Annotated in this window: 13 protein-coding genes; 8 read left to right on the plus strand and 5 right to left on the minus strand. The window is 70.9% G+C overall.

Annotated elements, in window-relative coordinates:
• Positions 1-6: 6 nt before the first annotated feature.
• Complete coding sequence (locus F1C12_RS22760) at positions 7-132, minus strand: hypothetical protein (RefSeq protein WP_258045964.1); 126 nt, start codon at positions 130-132, stop codon at positions 7-9.
• Between the two features lie 190 nt (positions 133-322).
• On the opposite strand from F1C12_RS22760, the gene F1C12_RS17205 reads away from it, so the two are divergent.
• Together F1C12_RS17205 and F1C12_RS17210 are read left to right on the plus strand one after the other, a co-directional pair.
• Entirely contained in the window at positions 323-2,065 is a 1,743-nt protein-coding gene (locus F1C12_RS17205) for an MFS transporter (RefSeq protein WP_185276102.1), read from the plus strand.
• Positions 1,995-2,519 carry a MarR family winged helix-turn-helix transcriptional regulator gene (locus F1C12_RS17210; protein ID WP_185276103.1) on the plus strand — a complete coding sequence of 175 codons (525 nt, stop codon included), beginning with the start codon at positions 1,995-1,997 and terminating at the stop codon, positions 2,517-2,519. Before F1C12_RS17205 ends, F1C12_RS17210 begins: the two co-directional genes overlap by 71 nt.
• 38 nt (positions 2,520-2,557) lie before the next feature.
• On the opposite strand, the gene F1C12_RS17215 is transcribed toward F1C12_RS17210, so the two are convergent.
• Positions 2,558-4,129: an amino acid permease gene (locus F1C12_RS17215; protein WP_185276104.1), complete on the minus strand. Its 1,572-nt coding sequence runs from the start codon at positions 4,127-4,129 to the stop codon at positions 2,558-2,560.
• 52 nt (positions 4,130-4,181) lie between these two features.
• A complete protein-coding gene (locus tag F1C12_RS17220; protein WP_185276105.1) occupies positions 4,182-5,027 on the minus strand; it encodes a DMT family transporter in 846 nt (281 codons plus the stop codon).
• A gap of 167 nt (positions 5,028-5,194) precedes the next feature.
• On the opposite strand from F1C12_RS17220, the gene recQ reads away from it, so the two are divergent.
• Entirely contained in the window at positions 5,195-7,207 is a 2,013-nt protein-coding gene (recQ, locus tag F1C12_RS17225; RefSeq protein WP_185276106.1) for a DNA helicase RecQ, read from the plus strand.
• 9 nt (positions 7,208-7,216) lie between these two features.
• On the opposite strand, the gene F1C12_RS17230 is transcribed toward recQ, so the two are convergent.
• A complete protein-coding gene (locus F1C12_RS17230; protein ID WP_185276107.1) occupies positions 7,217-7,792 on the minus strand; it encodes a dihydrofolate reductase family protein in 576 nt (191 codons plus the stop codon).
• 161 nt (positions 7,793-7,953) lie between these two features.
• Between F1C12_RS17230 and F1C12_RS17235 the strand changes: the two genes are divergently transcribed.
• The 4 genes from F1C12_RS17235 (at position 7,954) to F1C12_RS17250 (ending at position 13,192) form a co-directional block, all read left to right on the plus strand.
• Entirely contained in the window at positions 7,954-8,388 is a 435-nt protein-coding gene (locus F1C12_RS17235; RefSeq protein WP_185276108.1) for a hypothetical protein, read from the plus strand.
• Positions 8,389-8,424: 36 nt separating this feature from the next.
• Entirely contained in the window at positions 8,425-10,263 is a 1,839-nt protein-coding gene (locus tag F1C12_RS17240; RefSeq protein WP_185276109.1) for a glycoside hydrolase family 3 protein, read from the plus strand.
• Between the two features lie 168 nt (positions 10,264-10,431).
• Positions 10,432-10,884: a DapH/DapD/GlmU-related protein gene (locus tag F1C12_RS17245; RefSeq protein ID WP_185276110.1), complete on the plus strand. Its 453-nt coding sequence runs from the start codon at positions 10,432-10,434 to the stop codon at positions 10,882-10,884.
• Positions 10,885-11,059: 175 nt separating this feature from the next.
• Positions 11,060-13,192, plus strand: coding sequence for an acyl-CoA dehydrogenase family protein (locus F1C12_RS17250; protein WP_185276111.1), 2,133 nt, complete (start codon positions 11,060-11,062; stop codon positions 13,190-13,192).
• Positions 13,193-13,384: 192 nt separating this feature from the next.
• On the opposite strand, the gene F1C12_RS17255 is transcribed toward F1C12_RS17250, so the two are convergent.
• Positions 13,385-14,365 carry a malate dehydrogenase gene (locus tag F1C12_RS17255; RefSeq protein ID WP_185276112.1) on the minus strand — a complete coding sequence of 327 codons (981 nt, stop codon included), beginning with the start codon at positions 14,363-14,365 and terminating at the stop codon, positions 13,385-13,387.
• 172 nt (positions 14,366-14,537) lie between these two features.
• On the opposite strand from F1C12_RS17255, the gene pip reads away from it, so the two are divergent.
• On the plus strand, positions 14,538-15,641 hold the full coding sequence (gene pip / locus F1C12_RS17260) for a prolyl aminopeptidase (protein ID WP_185276113.1): 1,104 nt from the start codon (positions 14,538-14,540) through the stop codon (positions 15,639-15,641).
• The last annotated feature ends 124 nt before the right edge of the window (positions 15,642-15,765 follow it).

The following is a 15,765-nucleotide window of genomic DNA, read 5'->3' on the forward strand; positions in this document are numbered from 1 at the left end:
GAGCCCTTACAGCGCGTCCGGTGCCCCGTCCCCCATGTCGCGCGCGTCCACCAGGTCCACCGCGAGGCCGAGCGCGACCACGGCCGCGACGACGGCGGCGCAGAGGGTGACGATGATCACGAACACGCGCACGGCCCGATCCTCACCCATCGGGGCACAGAAGCCTCTAAGAACCTCACCTCCGCTTCCGGGAACAATCACCCGGATATATAGTTAACGCATATAAATCATCAGCGCGCCGACGCGCTTCCCGCTCCGGCGCGCACCTCTTGCCTGGGCCGGCGACCCACGACACCCGATACGAAACGCACGAAGGACTCTTTTGGCCCGCACCGGCATCTTCACCAAGGATCACCCGCACTACCGCTGGGTGGCGCTCTCCAACACCACACTCGGCATGCTCATGGCGACGATCAACTCCTCGATCGTCATCATCTCGCTGCCCGCGATCTTCACCGGCGTCAAGCTGAACCCGCTCGAGCCGGGCAACGTCTCCTACCTGCTCTGGATGCTGATGGGCTACATGCTCGTCACCGCCGTGCTCGTCGTCATGTTCGGCCGGATGGGCGACCAGTACGGGCGCGTCCGCATCTACAACCTCGGCTTCGTCATCTTCACCGTCGCCGCGATCGCGCTCTGCCTCGACCCGTTCTCCGGCGGCCCCGGCGCCATGTGGCTGATCGCCTGGCGGTTCGTCCAGGGCATCGGCGGCGCCATGCTGTTCGCCAACTCGACCGCGATCCTCACCGACGCGTTCCCGGCCAACAAGCGCGGCTTCGCGCTCGGCCTCAACCAGGTCGCGGCGATCGCCGGCTCGTTCATCGGCCTCATCCTCGGCGGCGTGCTCGCCGAGATCGACTGGCGCGCGGTCTTCTTCGTCTCGGTGCCGTTCGGGATCATCGGCACCATCTGGTCCTTCAAGTCGCTGCACGAGGTCGGCCAGAAGAACCCCGGCAGGATCGACTGGCTCGGCAACGTCACCTTCGCGATCGGCCTCATCGCCCTCCTCACCGGCATCACCTACGGCATCCAGCCCTACGGCGGCTCGTCGCAGGGCTGGGGCAACCCGTGGGTGCTCGGCTCGATCATCGGCGGCATCCTGCTGCTGATCGCGTTCGTCGTCATCGAGCTCAAGGTGCCGTCGCCGATGTTCGACATGCGGCTGTTCAAGATCAGAGCGTTCTCGTCCGGCATCTTCGCGGGCTTCCTCGCGGCGATCGGGCGAGGCGGCCTCCAGTTCATGCTGATCATCTGGCTGCAGGGGATCTGGCTGCCGCTGCACGGCTACAGCTACGAGTCGACGCCGCTCTGGGCCGGCATCTACATGCTGCCGATCACGATCGGCTTCCTCATCGCCGGCCCGATCTCCGGCGCGCTCTCCGACCGGTTCGGCTCGCGGGCGTTTTCGACCGTCGGACTCGTGCTCGTCGCGGCGACCTTCGTCGGCCTCCTGCTCATCCCGGTGAACTTCGAGTACTGGCAGTTCGCGCTGCTGACCGGCCTCAACGGGATCGGCTCCGGCCTGTTCTCGTCGCCGAACCGCACGGCGATCATGAACAGCGTCCCGGCGAACGAGCGCGGCTCGGCCTCCGGGATGGCGGGCGTCGCCCTCAACGCCGGAAGCTCGCTCTCCATCGGCATCTTCTTCTCCCTGATGATCGCGGGCCTGTCGGTCGCGCTGCCGACCGCGCTCAGCACCGGGCTGACCTCCCACGGCGTGCCGCAGAACGTCGCCGCCCAGATCGGCGCGACGCCTCCGGTCGGCAGTCTGTTCGCGGCGTTCCTCGGCTACAACCCGATCGCGAGCCTGCTCGGGCCGACCGGCCTGCTGCAGTCCCCGCACGTCGACGCGGCGACGCTGACCGGCAAGGAGTTCTTCCCTCAGCTCATCTCCGGGCCGTTCCACGACGGCCTCGTGGTGGTGTTCATCGCGGCGGCGGTCATGTCGATCATCGGCGCGATCGCCTCGTTCCTCGGCGGATCCAAGTATGTTCATGAGGAGGCCGTCGCAGCAGCACGGCCGGTCGCTGTGGAAGGCGAGGAAGTCGGTGCAGGGCGAGCGTGATCTTTCCGGACGGCCGACGACCGGTGACGACGATGTCCCCGGCCGCCTGGCCCTCGCTGTCGGACGGCTGAACCGCCGCATCCGCTCGGCGACCGGAGGCCTCAGCCACGGCCAGCTCTCGGCGCTCTCCACGATCGTGCGCCGCGGGCCGCTGCGGCCGAGCGAGATCGCCGCGATCGAGGTCGTGGCGGCGCCCACGATCACCCGTGTGGTCTCCGACCTGGAGGCGCGGGGGCTGGTGGAGCGCACGCCCGACCCGGCCGACGGCCGCTCGTTCTTCGTCTCGGGCACGCAGGCCGGGACCGACCTGCTGCTCGCCGCGCGCTCCGACCGGGCGCAGGCCGTGGCCGCCATCCTGGCCGACCTGCCCCCGGAGGACGTGGCCGACATCCGAGCCGCCCTCCCCGCCCTAGAACAAGCCGCCCAAACCCGCCCCACCCCCGCCGAAACGTGAGTAATCGCAGAAATCCCGGCCGGGATTCCCGCGATTACTCACTTCTCGTTGCTGGAGCGGGGGCGGCGGGGGCGGCGGGCGGCGACGACGGGGTGGGCGCCGGTGTAGCCCTCGCGGGCCTGGGCGATGGCGAGGATGCGTGAGCGCTGCGCGTACCAGCCCAGGATCAGCAGCGGGATGATGACCACCAGCGAGGCGACCGTGTACGTCCCGGTCGGGTAGTCGAACGCCATCAGCACGATCACCGCCGCCAGGAACGCGAGCGTCAGGTACGCCGTGAACGGCGCCCCGAACAGCCGGAACGACGGTCGCGCGAGCTTGCCCTGCAGCGACCACTTCCGCAACTGCATCTGGCAGAGGATGATCATCGCCCAGCTGGTGACGATCCCGAGCGAGGCGACGTTCAGCACGATGTTGAACGCCTCCGCCGGCACGATCAGGTTGAGGAAGACGCCGAGCACGCCGATCGCCGCGGTCAGCAGGATACCGCCGTACGGAACGCCGCGCGCGTTCATCCGGGACGTGAAGGCCGGCGCCGCGCCGGTCTGCGCCATCGAGTGCAGGATGCGGCCGGTCGAGTACATCCCGGCGTTCAGGCTCGACAGCGCCGCGGTGAGCACGACGAAGTTCATCACAGAGCCGACGATCGCGCTCAGCTGCGGGCCGCCGAGGTGGCTGAAGAAGGTGACGAACGGGCTCTCGCTGCCGCTGTACGTGGCGGCCGGGAGCAGCAGCGCGAGGAGCAGGATCGAGCCGCAGTAGAAGACGGCGATGCGGAACACCACGCTGTTGATCGCGCGCGGCATGATCTTCTCCGGGTTCTCCGTCTCGCCGGCCGCGATCCCGACCAGCTCGACGCCCGCGTAGGCGAACACGACGCCCTGGACGAGCACGATCGCCATCCCGATCGTCGCCACGCCGTGGGGGAGCAGCCAGCCGTTCTGCGCGAGCATCGCGATCCCGGTCGGGCCCTGGTCGGTCGGCCAGCCTGCGGCGAGCACGACGATGCCGACCACGAGGAAGGCGACGAGGGCGCCGACCTTGATGATCGCGAACCAGAACTCCATCTCGCCGAACACCTTCACCGAGATGAGGTTGAGGCTGACGACGACCACCAGCGCGATCAGCGCGAGCAGCCACTGCGGCACCGCCGTGAACAGCTGCCAGTACTTGACGTAGAGCGCGACGGCGGTGGAGTCCACGATCGCGGTCATCGCCCAGTTGAGGAAGTACATCCAACCCGCGACGTACGCCATCTTCTCGCCGTAGAACTCGCGGGCGTAGGAGACGAAGGAGCCCGACGACGGCCGGTGCAGCACCAGCTCGCCGAGCGCGCGCAGCACGAGGAACGCGAAGAACCCGCAGACCGCGTAGACGAGGACGAGCAGCGGTCCGCCCTGCTCGAGACGGCCTCCCGCACCCAGGAAGAGGCCGGTGCCGATCGCCCCGCCGATCGCGATCATCTGCAGCTGCCGCGACGTCAGGGACTTGTGGTAGCCCTCCTGCTCGCTGGAGAAGTCCTGCACAGCCTGGGACACGTCGCCCAGGTGCTCGCGCCGGTTCTCCAGATCGTCTGCCGGGTCGTGTGGTTGGTTCTGATTCTGCGTCATCCGCGCCCTCCCGTATTCCGGCGACCCACAGTACCCGTTCGGGGGCCACGGCTCAGGCGACGGCGAGCATTCCGGCCGCGGCGACCGCGAGGACGAGCCCGATCCACTGCACCGGGGCGATGCGCTCGCGCAGCACGAACGCGGCCAGCACGATCGTGCCGGCGGGGTAGAGCGCGACGAGTACGGACATCGTCGTCAGGTCTCCCGCGCGCAGGCCGAGCAGGATGAGGACGTTGGCCGAGGCGTCCAGGAGGCCGGAGCCGAGTGCGAGCAGGAGGCCGCGGCGCGGCAGCCTCCGGGTGACCCCGCGGGCGGCCAGCACGCCCACGATCGTCCACATGATCGCCGCGTTGACCGTGCGGTTGGCGACCAGCGGGACGAGCCCGGAGTCGGCGGGGGTCTGGTCCAGCATGATGAGGAAGACGCCGATGAGCGCGCCGGCCGCGACCGCCATCCCGAGCGCGCGGGCGCTGGGCCGCACCGCGCCGCGCTCCGGGACGAAGCCGACCAGGACGACGGCGACCAGGGCCAGCCCGAGCGCGACGTAGCCGATCGGTGCGAACCGGTCGCCGCCGACCAGCCCCCAGACCATCGGCACGATCGCGGAGACGACGGCGGTCAGCGGCGAGAGGATGCTCATCGGGCCGATCGCCAGGCACGCGTAGAGGAGGGCGACGGCAGCGGCGCCGACCGCTCCGGAGGCCGCGCCCCAGCCGAGGGCGGGTGTCGACCACGTGCCGCCGACGAACGGGAGCGCCAGCAGGAGGAGCGCGAGCCCGCCGACGGCGCCGAGCGCGGTGGTGCGCAGCGGGCCGATCGCGCGCGCGGCGAGGCCGCCGACGAAGTCGGCCGAGCCGTAGACGAGCGCGCTGACGAGGCCGAGGATCGCGGCCGGCATCAGGCCGGGACCGGCGCGGTGGGGGCTTCGGGATGCGTCCGCATGGGCCGATCGTAGCGGAGGGCGGTCGCGGGCCTTTCGTCCTCCACAGCTTCACCCTCGTAGTGGGTTCTCCACGTCTTCGCAGCCTGGGCGTCGCGGTCGGCGGCGATCGTTACGATCGAGGGATGAGCTGGAACACGTGGGAGCCCGACGACCGGGAGGCGCCGCCCTTCGACGAGCCTCCGTTCGATGTCGAGCCTCCGCTGCCCGATTTCGGCGACGACCCGTATGCGGACGTGCCGTTCACGGACGCGCCGCCGGCGGCGTCGGCGGGCTCCGCCGCGTCTTCCGCCGGCGCCCCGCGGACTCCGCAGGCGACGCCCGCGCGCTTCGACTCTCCCGCCGAGGCGCTGCGCACCGTGTTCGGCTACGACTCCTTCCGCGGGCAGCAGGCAGCGATCATCGACCGCGTCGTGGCGGGAGGCGACGCCGTCGTGCTCATGCCGACCGGCGGCGGCAAGTCGCTCTGCTACCAGATCCCGTCCCTGGTCCGCGAGGGCACGGGTGTCGTCGTGTCGCCGCTCATCGCGCTGATGCAGGACCAGGTCGACGCGCTGACCGCCGTCGGCGTGCGCGCGGCGTTCCTCAACTCGACCCAGGACGCCGGGCAGCGTTCGGCCGTGGAGCGCGCCTACCTCGCGGGCGAGCTCGACATCCTCTACGTCGCGCCGGAGCGCCTGTCGAGCGAGGCGACCAAGCGCTTCCTCGAAGGCGGCCGCGTCGCGCTGTTCGCCATCGACGAGGCGCACTGCGTCTCCCAGTGGGGCCACGACTTCCGGCCCGACTACCTGGCGCTCTCCGAGCTGGCGGACCGGTGGCCGGGGGTCCCGCGCATCGCCCTGACCGCGACCGCGACCGAGGCGACCCACCGCGAGCTCACTGAGCGGCTGCACCTGCAGGACGCCGAGCACTTCGTCTCCGACTTCGACCGCCCGAACATCCAGTACCGCATCGTGCCGAAGGTGGAGGTCCGCAAGCAGCTGCTCGACTTCATCACCGGCGAGCACCCGGGCGAGGCCGGCATCGTCTACGCGCTGTCCCGCAACTCGGTGGAGCGCACGGCCGAGTTCCTGGCCGGCCGCGGCCTCACCGCCCTGCCGTACCACGCCGGTCTCGACGCTCAGACCCGGGCGCGCACCCAGGCGCGCTTCCTGCGCGAGGACGGCGTGATCGTGGTCGCGACCATCGCGTTCGGCATGGGCATCGACAAGCCGGACGTGCGGTTCGTCGCCCACATCGACCTCCCGAAGTCGGTCGAGGGCTACTACCAGGAGACCGGCCGAGCCGGCCGCGACGGCCTCCCGTCGACCACCTGGCTGGCTTACGGGCTGCAGGACGTCGTGCAGCAGCGCCGGATGATCGACGAGTCCCCCGGCGACCTCGCCCACCGCCGCCGGCTGACCCAGCACCTGGACGCGATGCTCGCGCTGTGCGAGACGGTCCAGTGCCGCCGCGTGAACCTGCTGAACTACTTCGGACAGCGCGCGACCCCGTGCGGCAACTGCGACACCTGCCTCACCCCGCCGGAGACCTGGGACGGCACGGTCCCCGCCCAGAAGCTGCTCTCGACGGTCGTCCGCCTCCAGCGCGAGCGCAACCAGCGCTTCGGCGCCGGCCACCTCATCGACATCCTCCGTGCCAAGCGCACCCCGCGCGTCGACCAGTACGGCCACGACAAGCTCTCCACCTGGGGCCTCGGCGAGGACCTCGGCGAGAGCCAGTGGCGCGGCGTCGTCCGCCAGCTGATCGCGCAGGAGCTGCTGAAGCCCGAGGGCGAGTACGGCGTCCTCACGCTGACCCCGGCGAGCTCCGAGGTGCTGTCCGGTGGCCGGGAGGTCGTCCTGCGCCGCGAGCCCGAGCGCGCAGCCCGCTCCTCCCGCAGCGGCCGCTCCGCGGCGCCGGCCGACCTGGCGCCCGCCGACGCCGGCCTCTTCGAGGCGCTGCGCGCCTGGCGAGCGGGCGAAGCGAAGACCCAGGGGGTGCCCGCGTACATCGTCTTCGGCGACGCGACGCTGCGCGCGGTCGCCGCCGCACGCCCGTCCTCCCTCGCCGACCTCGACGGCATCAGCGGCATCGGCGCGAAGAAGAAGGAGACGTACGGCGAGGCGCTGCTGGAGGTGGTGGCGGGGGAAGCCTAGGCCCCAGGCTCAGTCCGGCGCCCCGACCTCGTATTCCAGCGCCACCTGCCCTCCCGGGTGGATGCTCGACGACACCAGCCGCAGCGGCGTCACCGGCAGCGACTCGGGCACCACCCCGCGGCCGCCGCCGAGGATGCTCGGCAGGATCCGCAGCCGCAGCACGTCGACTTCGTCCGCCAGGAACGCGGCGTCCGCCAGCCGCAGACTGCCCCAGAGAATGATCTCGCCCGGGTAGGACGCCTTCAGCCGGCGCAGCGACTCCACGACGCCCCCGCGCTCGACGGTCGCGGGCGCGAGGTCGCCCCACGGCGCCGCGTCCAGGCTGTTGCTGAGCACGTGCTTCGGGAGGCGGTTGATCAGTCCGGCGATCGGGTCGTCCTCCTCGGAGGCCGTCGGCCAGTAGGACGCGAACATCCGGTACGTGTTCGCGCCGAGCACGATCGCGGACAGCCCGGCGAGCCTCCGCAGCTGCTCCCGGTCGGCCTCGTCCCCGGCGGCCTCCGGCGTCAGGAAGCTCATGCCGCCCTCGGCGTCCGCCGCCGTCCCGTCCGCCGACACGATCTGCTCCACGATGAGCCGCGCCATCCCGTCCCCCTTCGACGCCGCCACCCTAGGCGCGGGCGAGCGACGGGGTCAAGGATCGCGCATCCCAGACGCGCGTGACGGAGATTCAGCGACCGGCTACCGTCCAGCGTCCCGCACAGAGCTCCACCCCGGCTCGCTGAGATGTGAAATGTGCTGAACGCATGCAAGGATGCGGCACCTGGGTCCCCGATCCCATCACGCAGGTCGAGTTGCGGGTCCCCGAGGGCTTCGACCCTCGAAGTGCGATTCAGCGAGCACGGGCCAACCGGGACGGGCTGTTGATTTCGATTCGCCTGCTCCCCGAGCACGGAGTCTCGTGGCCGATCTGGCAGCGCGGAGTCGGGCTCCTCGAGGAGAACTCGCTGCCGTTGAGTCCTGTACTGAATGCTGAATTGCGCGATTGGTCGTCGTTCTGGGCGACCCACCTGGGTATGGACGGAGAGTGGTCGTCTGCTGACGACCGCGACTGGTGGGTTCGGCGAGCCCGCGAGCTGGAAGACGCTCTCGAGATCGAACTCTGGGAGGTCGCGGTCATCGAGCGCGGATTCCCGGCTGCACACACTCACGGCAAAAACCAAGTAACAGTAGGTTTATGATCGGAACCGTTCACCGTGACGCCCGAAGGAGTGCGAATGACCGACACGACCACCACCGACCCGACCACCGGACCCGCCGCCGGCGACCCGACCGCCGACGGCGCGGCGACCGCCGACGCGCTCCCCGTCGACCCGCGCTTCCGCGACGCGAGCCTCCCGCTGGACGAGCGCGTCGAGAACCTGCTGGGCCAGATGACCCTCCAGGAGAAGGCCGGGCTGTTCTTCCAGACCATGATCACCATCGGCGAGGGCGGCGCCGTCGCCGGGCCGAACCCGCTGTTCGGGATCGCCGACAGCGCCGAGATGATCCGCGACCGGCACATGACGCACTTCAACGTGTTCGGCGCTGCCAGCTCGGCCGCCGAGATGGCCGAGTGGCACAACCGCATCCAGGAGGTCGCGGCGAGCACGCGGCTCGGCATCCCCGTCACCCTCTCCACCGACCCGCGGCACTCGTTCAGCGACAACCCCGGCGCCGCGATCATGGCCGGGCCGTTCTCGCAGTGGCCGGAGACCCTCGGCCTCGCGGCGATCGGCGACGAGGACCTGGTCGAGCGGTTCGCGGACATCGCGCGCCAGGAGTACACCGCCGTCGGCATCCGCGTCGCCCTGCACCCGCAGATCGACCTCGCGACCGAGCCGCGCTGGGCGCGTCAGGTCGCCACCTTCGGCGAGGACGTCGAGCTCACCTCGCGGCTCGGCGCCGCCTACATCCGCGGCTTCCAGGGTCCCGAGCTCGGCCCGGACTCCGTCGCGACGATGACCAAGCACTTCCCCGGCGGCGGCCCGCAGAAGGACGGCGAGGACCCGCACTTCCCGTACGGCCGCGAGCAGGTCTACCCGGGCGGCGAGTTCGAGACGCACCTGAAGCCGTTCGAGGCCGCGTTCGAGGCCGGCACCAGCCAGATCATGCCGTACTACGGGATGCCGGTCGGCACCGAGTACGAGGAGGTCGGATTCGGCTTCAACAAGTCCGTCGTCACCGGCCTGCTGCGCGAGCGCTACGGCTTCGACGGGATCGTCTGCACCGATTGGGGGCTGCTCTCGGACGCCGAGATCGCCGGCCAGCCGTTCCCGGCGCGCGCCTGGGGCGTGGAGCACCTGAGCACGCGCGAGCGGATGGCGAAGGTGCTGGACGCCGGCGCCGACCAGTTCGGCGGGGAGGCCATCCCGGACCTCCTGATCGACCTGGTGCGCAGCGGCGAGCTGCCGGAGGGGCGCCTCGACGTGTCCGCCCGGCGCCTGCTGCGCGAGAAGTTCCGGCTCGGCCTGTTCGACGCGCCGACGGTGGACCCGGCCCGCGCGGCCGAGGTCGTCGGCAACGCGGAGTTCGTGGCGGCGGGGGAGGCTGCGCAGCGCGCGTCGGTCACCCTGCTCAAGAACGAGGCCGTCCTCCCGCTCGCCCGCGGTACGAAGGTGTTCGTCCATGGCTTCGACCCGGAGGCCGTGGCCGGCTATGCGACCGTCGTCGCCATCCCGGAGGAGGCCGACGTCGCGCTGGTGCGGCTGCACGCGCCGTACGAGCAGCGGTCGACCATGTTCGAGAACTTCTTCCACGCCGGCTCGCTGGACTTCCCGCAGGAGACCGTGGACGAGGTGCTCGCGATCGCCCGCGCCGTGCCGACCGTGCTGGAGGTGTTCCTCGACCGCCCGGCGATCCTGACGCCGTTCGCGGGCGAGGTCCGCGCCATCGCGGCCGACTTCGGCGCGAGCTCCGCGGCCCTGCTGGACGTGCTGTTCGGGGAGGCGGCGCCGCAGGGCCGGCTCCCGATGGACCTGCCGTCGTCGATGGCCGCGGTGGTCGAGAACCGCCCGGACGTGCCGTTCGACACCGCCGACCCGCTCTACCGGTTCGGCCACGGGCTGAGCTACTAGCGCGGGCCAGGCGCTCGACGCTCAGCACCTTCCGAGCATCCCCCCTGGTCGCCCCCGGAACACCGGCGTACAGTGCCCGTTCCGTGGGGCGATCAGGGAATCTTTCGCCCCCGTTCACGGTTATGTCAGGTGGCATAATCTCGCGACGATCTCGAAGGAGGGGATGAAATGGCACGGAGGATAGAAGAGCTCGAGGACGAGACCGGCGCAATCATCAAGTACAGGCGGCACGCGAACGGCAAGGGACTGGTGTCCCCGTCGGCACGCGTGGCCGACTCCGCCCGCGTCGAGCCGACCGCCTATGTGGAGGCCGACGCCCGCATCGGGCTGGACGCCTACATCGGCGCCGGCAGCTGGATCGACTCCGGCGCGACGATCGGCGACCGCACGTTCGTCGGCGCCAACGTCCACATCGGCAGGGGCTGCGTCATCGGCAGCGGCGCGCGGATCGGAAGCAACGTCAAGGTGGGCGAGAACGCCATGATCGGGAACGGCGCCCGGGTCGACCGCGACGAGCAGATCGCGGCCGGAACCGTGATCGAGCTGCGCGGGGCCACGGCCGCGCGCGCGGCCCTCGCGGCCCTGCCGCGCGAAGCGCGAGCGACCCGCCGGGCGGCCTGACCGCTCACAGCCGCCTTGTCTATACCCGATGAGGCTCAGCCCATCGATTTGGAGCATCCCACAAACGGCCCGCGGACCTCGCGGGCCGTTTTTGTCGCCTCCGCACCGACGGTTTCCCTCGTCCCGCGCCCCGTCGTAGCGTGACCATGACCCCGAGACATCGAAGAGGAAACTCATGGTTGATACCGCCGAGCGCGCACCCGAGAAGTCCACCCGCACCACCTCCGGCACCCCCGTCGTGGACGCCGCCGCCAACGAAGCCGCCGCGGCAGCTGCCGCCACCGCACCGGCCGGCGCCGCGCCGCACGTCGACGTGGAGGCGCTGGGCCGCCAGCTCCTGGGCACCTGGGCCGAGGTCCGGCTGGCCTCCCGCGCACTCTCCTCGCAGCCGGAGCTGCAGAAGGTGGAGGGCCTCTCCGTCGCCGACCACCGCACCCGCGTTTTCGAGCAGCTGAAGCTCCTGGTCGACCACGGCCAGGTGCACCGCGCCTTCCCGAAGTCGGTGGGCGGCCTGGAGGACCACGGCGGCAACATCGCCGCGTTCGAGGAGCTCGTCGCGGCCGACCCGTCGCTGCAGATCAAGTCGGGCGTGCAGTGGGGCCTGTTCGGCGCCGCCGTGCTGCACCTCGGCACCGAGCACCACCACACCACCTACCTGCCCGGGATCATGTCGCTCGACGTGCCGGGAGCCTTTGCGATGACCGAGACCGGCCACGGCTCTGACGTCGCCGCCATCGCCACCACCGCGACCTACGACCCGGAGACGCAGGAGTTCGTCATCGACACCCCGTTCCGCGGCGCGTGGAAGGACTACCTCGGCAACGCGGCGGTCGACGCGACCGCCGCGGTCGTGTTCGCGCAGCTTGTCACGCAGGGCGTCAACCACGGCGTGCACGCCTTCTACGTGCCCATCCGGGACGCGAACGGCGACTTCCTGCCCGGCATCGGCGGCGAGGACGACGGCCAGAAGGGCGGCCTCAACGGCATCGACAACGGGAGGCTGCACTTCACCGGTGTCCGGATCCCGCGCAACGACCTCCTCAACCGCTACGGCGACGTCGCCGAGGACGGCACCTACAGCTCGCCGATCGCGAGCCCGGGCCGGCGCTTCTTCACGATGCTCGGCACGCTCGTCCAGGGCCGCGTCTCGCTGGACGGCTCGGCGACGATCGCCGCGAAGATCGGCCTGAAGATCGCGCTCACCTACGGCGACCAGCGCCGCCAGTTCACCGCGGGCAGCGACACCGACGAGGAGGTCGTGCTCGACTACCAGCGTCACCAGCGACGGCTGCTCCCGCTGCTGGCCACCACGTACGCGCAGAGCTTCGCGCACGAGATGTTCCTGCACAAGTTCGACGACGTGTTCAGCGGCGCGGCCGACACCGACGCCGACCGGCAGGACCTGGAGACCATCGCGGCGGCGCTCAAGCCGCTCAGCACGTGGCACGCTCTGGAGACTCTGCAGGAGGCGCGCGAGGCGTGCGGCGGCGCCGGCTTCCTCACCGAGAACCGGATCACCTCGCTGCGTCAGGACCTCGACATCTGGGTGACGTTCGAGGGCGACAACAACGTCCTTCTGCAGCTCGTCGCCAAGCGTCTGCTCACCGACTTCAGCCGCAAGTTCGCGAAGGCCGACGCCGGCGCGCTCGCCCGCTACGTCGTCGTGCAGGCGGCCGGCCGGGCGTACCACGGCTCGGGCCTGCGCAGCGTCGGCCAGACGGTGCGCGACTTCGGCTCGACGGCGCGCTCGGTGAACTGGCTGCAGGAGTCCGCGACCCAGCGCGAGCTGCTGACGGACCGCGTCGAGACGATGATCTCCGAGATCGGCGGACGGCTGCGCCCGGCCTCCAAGCTCGGCAAGAAGGCTGCGGCCGACCTGTTCAACTCGCAGCAGAACGAGCTCATCGAGGCCGCCCGCGCCCACGCCGAGCTGCTGCAGTGGGAGGCCTTCACGGAGGCCCTGGAGCAGGCCCCAGACGCCGGCACCAAGCAGGTGCTGACCTGGCTGCGCGACCTGTTCGGCTTCGGTCTGATCGAGAAGCACCTGGCCTGGTACCTCATCCACGGCCGCCTCTCGCCGCAGCGCGCGCAGGCCGTGTCGGCGTACATCGACCGGCTGCTCACCCGCATCCGGCCGCACGCGGTCGACCTGGTGGACGCGTTCGGCTACGGCCCGGAGCTGGTGCGCGCGAAGATCGCGAGCGGCGCGGAGGCCGAGCGCCAGGCGGAGGCGCGCGCGTACTACGCCGAGCGCCGCGCCGCCGGCACGCTGCCGACGCCGGAGAAGGCGCCCAGCAAGCACCGCTGACGCGCACATTCGTGCCGAATGTCGCGCTCGGCCCGAAGCGACATTCGGCACGAATGCGCACATTGGCGCGCCCAAACGCGACATTCGGCACGAATGTGGGCGAAACCTCCGTAGGCGCATTCGTGACGAATGTGGGGAATGGCGCGGCGTAACGCGACATTCGGGGCGAATGTGGGGATGGGTGCGGCGGGTCTACAGGAGGCCCAGGGCGCGCACGGCGTCGCGCTCGGCCTCCAGCTCGGCGACGGACGCGTCGATGCGCTCGCGCGAGAAGGCGTCGATCGTCAGGTCCTGGACGATCTCCCAGCGGCCGTCCACGCCGCGCACCGGGAACGACGAGATCAGGCCCTCCGGCACGCCGTAGGAGCCGTCCGAGACGACAGCGGCGGACGTCCAGCGCTCGCCGGTGCCGTCCACCCAGTCGCGGATGTGGTCGATGGCGGCGCTCGCCGCGGAGGCCGCCGACGACGAGCCGCGCACGGCGATGATCTCGGCGCCGCGCTTCGCCACCCGCGGGATGTACTCCTCCGCCAGCCAGCCCTCGTCCACCAGCTCGGTCGCCGGCCTGCCGTTCACCGTCGCGTGGCTGAGGTCCGGGTACTGGCTGGCCGAGTGGTTGCCCCAGACGATCACGCCGTGGATCGCGTGCACGGGCACGCCGAGCTTCGCCGCGAGCTGCGCGACGGCGCGGTTATGGTCGAGGCGGGTCATCGCGGTGAAGCGCTCCGCCGGGATGTCCGGCGCGTGCGCGCTCGCGATGAGCGCATTGGTGTTGGCCGGATTGCCGACGACGAGCACGCGCAGGTCGTCGGCCGCCACGTCGTTCAGCGCGGCGCCCTGCGGGCCGAAGATGCCGCCGTTCGCCTCCAGGAGGTCGGCGCGCTCCATCCCGGCGGTGCGCGGCCGGGCGCCGACGAGCAGAGCGACGCTCGCGCCGTCGAAGGCCGTGCGTGCGTCGTCGGTGACGTCCACGCCGTGCAGCAGCGGGAAGGCGCCGTCCTGCAGCTCCAGGGCCGTGCCCTCCGCGGCGCCGAGCCCGGCCGGGATCTCCAGCAGCCGCAGCCGCACCGGCACGTCGTGCCCGAGCAGCTGCCCAGAGGCGATCCGGAAGAGGAGGGCGTAGCCGATCTGTCCACCTGCGCCGGTGACGGCGACGGTCACGGGGGTGCTCATGCCGTGAGCCTAGCGCCGTCGGCAACGGAGGACATCCGCCCGCGGCGGGGCTCGAATCGCAGTGAACGGAGGAGGTCGGCGGGAATGGAGGGCGGATGTCCTCCGTTGGCGACGCCTCCAGGTGGCCGCGCGGCGCGGGGGTGCGCGGGCGGTGGGCCGCTACAGTCGCACCATGCGCACTCTCTATCCGGAGATCGAGCCGTACGACAGCGGGATGCTGGACGTCGGCGATGGCCAGCAGGTGTACTGGGAGACCAGCGGCAACCCCGATGGCACGCCGGTCGTCTTCCTGCACGGCGGCCCCGGCGGCGGCAGCACGCCCTCCCACCGCCGGCTGTTCGACCCGGAGCGGTACCGGATCGTCCTGTTCGACCAGCGCAACTGCGGCCGCAGCCTCCCGCACGCGAGCGACCCGGACGCCGACCTGTCGGCGAACACCACCTGGAATCTCGTCTCCGACATGGAGAAGCTGCGCGAGCACCTGGAGGTCGAGCGCTGGCTGGTGTTCGGCGGCTCGTGGGGCAGCGCGCTCGCCCTGGCGTACGCGGAGACCCATCCCGAGCGGGTGACCGGGCTGATCCTGCGCGGCATCTTCACCTTGCGCCCCGCCGAGCTCGATTGGTTCTACGAGGGCGGCGCCGCTGCGCTCTTCCCCGACCTGTGGGAAGGCTTCGTGGAGCCGGTGCCGGTGGAGGAGCGCGGCCACCTGATCCGTGCCTACAGCCGCCTGCTCGCCGACGAGGACCCGGCCGTGCATGGGCCGGCCGCCGTCGCCTGGTCGCGGTGGGAGTCCTCCACGATCACACTGCTGCCCCGGCCGGAGGTCGTGGAGACGTTCACCGAGGAGAAGTACGCGGTCGCCTTCGCGCGCATCGAGAACCACTACTTCATGAACGGCGGCTGGTTCGAGGAGGACCAGCTGATCCGCGACGCGTACAAGCTGGCGGACATCCCCGGCGTCATCGTGCAGGGCCGCTACGACATCTGCACGCCGGCCATGACCGCGTGGGACCTGCACAGGGCCTGGCCGGAGGCGGAGCTGAACATCGTCCCGGACGCGGGCCACGCCTACGACGAGCCGGGGATCCTGGACGCGCTGATCGAGGCGACCGACCGGTTCGCCGGCGGGCCCGCGGATGAGGCGGACACGGGCGACGACGCCGCAGCAGAAGCCGAGGACGACGCCGCAGCCGAGGGGGAGGACGCCGAGGGCGAGGACGCCGAGGAGTCCTCCGAGAGCGCCGACGAGGGCGCCGAGGACGGCCACCAGGCCTGAGCTGACCGGCCCTGCGCGGGTCGTCTGGCGGTTCGCCCCCGATTGGGGGGTGAGCGATGACGCCAATATTGTGACAATCTCTCAGATATGAGCAAAGCTCAATCTGTGGGTATGCGTGCCGGGC

This window comes from Leifsonia shinshuensis (assembly GCF_014217625.1).
Lineage (GTDB): Bacteria > Actinomycetota > Actinomycetes > Actinomycetales > Microbacteriaceae > Leifsonia > Leifsonia shinshuensis_A.

Excerpts from the sequence above, each read along its gene's own strand:
- F1C12_RS17210 (WP_185276103.1), top strand. The coding sequence starts at position 1,995 with ATGAGGAGGCCGTCGCAGCAGCACGGCCGGTCGCTGTGGAAGGCGAGG.
- F1C12_RS17215 (WP_185276104.1), bottom strand. The coding sequence starts at position 4,129 with ATGACGCAGAATCAGAACCAACCACACGACCCGGCAGACGATCTGGAG.
- F1C12_RS17220 (WP_185276105.1), bottom strand. The coding sequence starts at position 5,027 with ATGCCGGCCGCGATCCTCGGCCTCGTCAGCGCGCTCGTCTACGGCTCG.
- recQ (WP_185276106.1), top strand. The coding sequence starts at position 5,195 with ATGAGCTGGAACACGTGGGAGCCCGACGACCGGGAGGCGCCGCCCTTC.
- F1C12_RS17230 (WP_185276107.1), bottom strand. The coding sequence starts at position 7,792 with ATGGCGCGGCTCATCGTGGAGCAGATCGTGTCGGCGGACGGGACGGCG.
- F1C12_RS17235 (WP_185276108.1), top strand. The coding sequence starts at position 7,954 with ATGCAAGGATGCGGCACCTGGGTCCCCGATCCCATCACGCAGGTCGAG.
- F1C12_RS17240 (WP_185276109.1), top strand. The coding sequence starts at position 8,425 with ATGACCGACACGACCACCACCGACCCGACCACCGGACCCGCCGCCGGC.
- F1C12_RS17245 (WP_185276110.1), top strand. The coding sequence starts at position 10,432 with ATGGCACGGAGGATAGAAGAGCTCGAGGACGAGACCGGCGCAATCATC.
- F1C12_RS17250 (WP_185276111.1), top strand. The coding sequence starts at position 11,060 with ATGGTTGATACCGCCGAGCGCGCACCCGAGAAGTCCACCCGCACCACC.
- F1C12_RS17255 (WP_185276112.1), bottom strand. The coding sequence starts at position 14,365 with ATGAGCACCCCCGTGACCGTCGCCGTCACCGGCGCAGGTGGACAGATC.
- pip (WP_185276113.1), top strand. The coding sequence starts at position 14,538 with ATGCGCACTCTCTATCCGGAGATCGAGCCGTACGACAGCGGGATGCTG.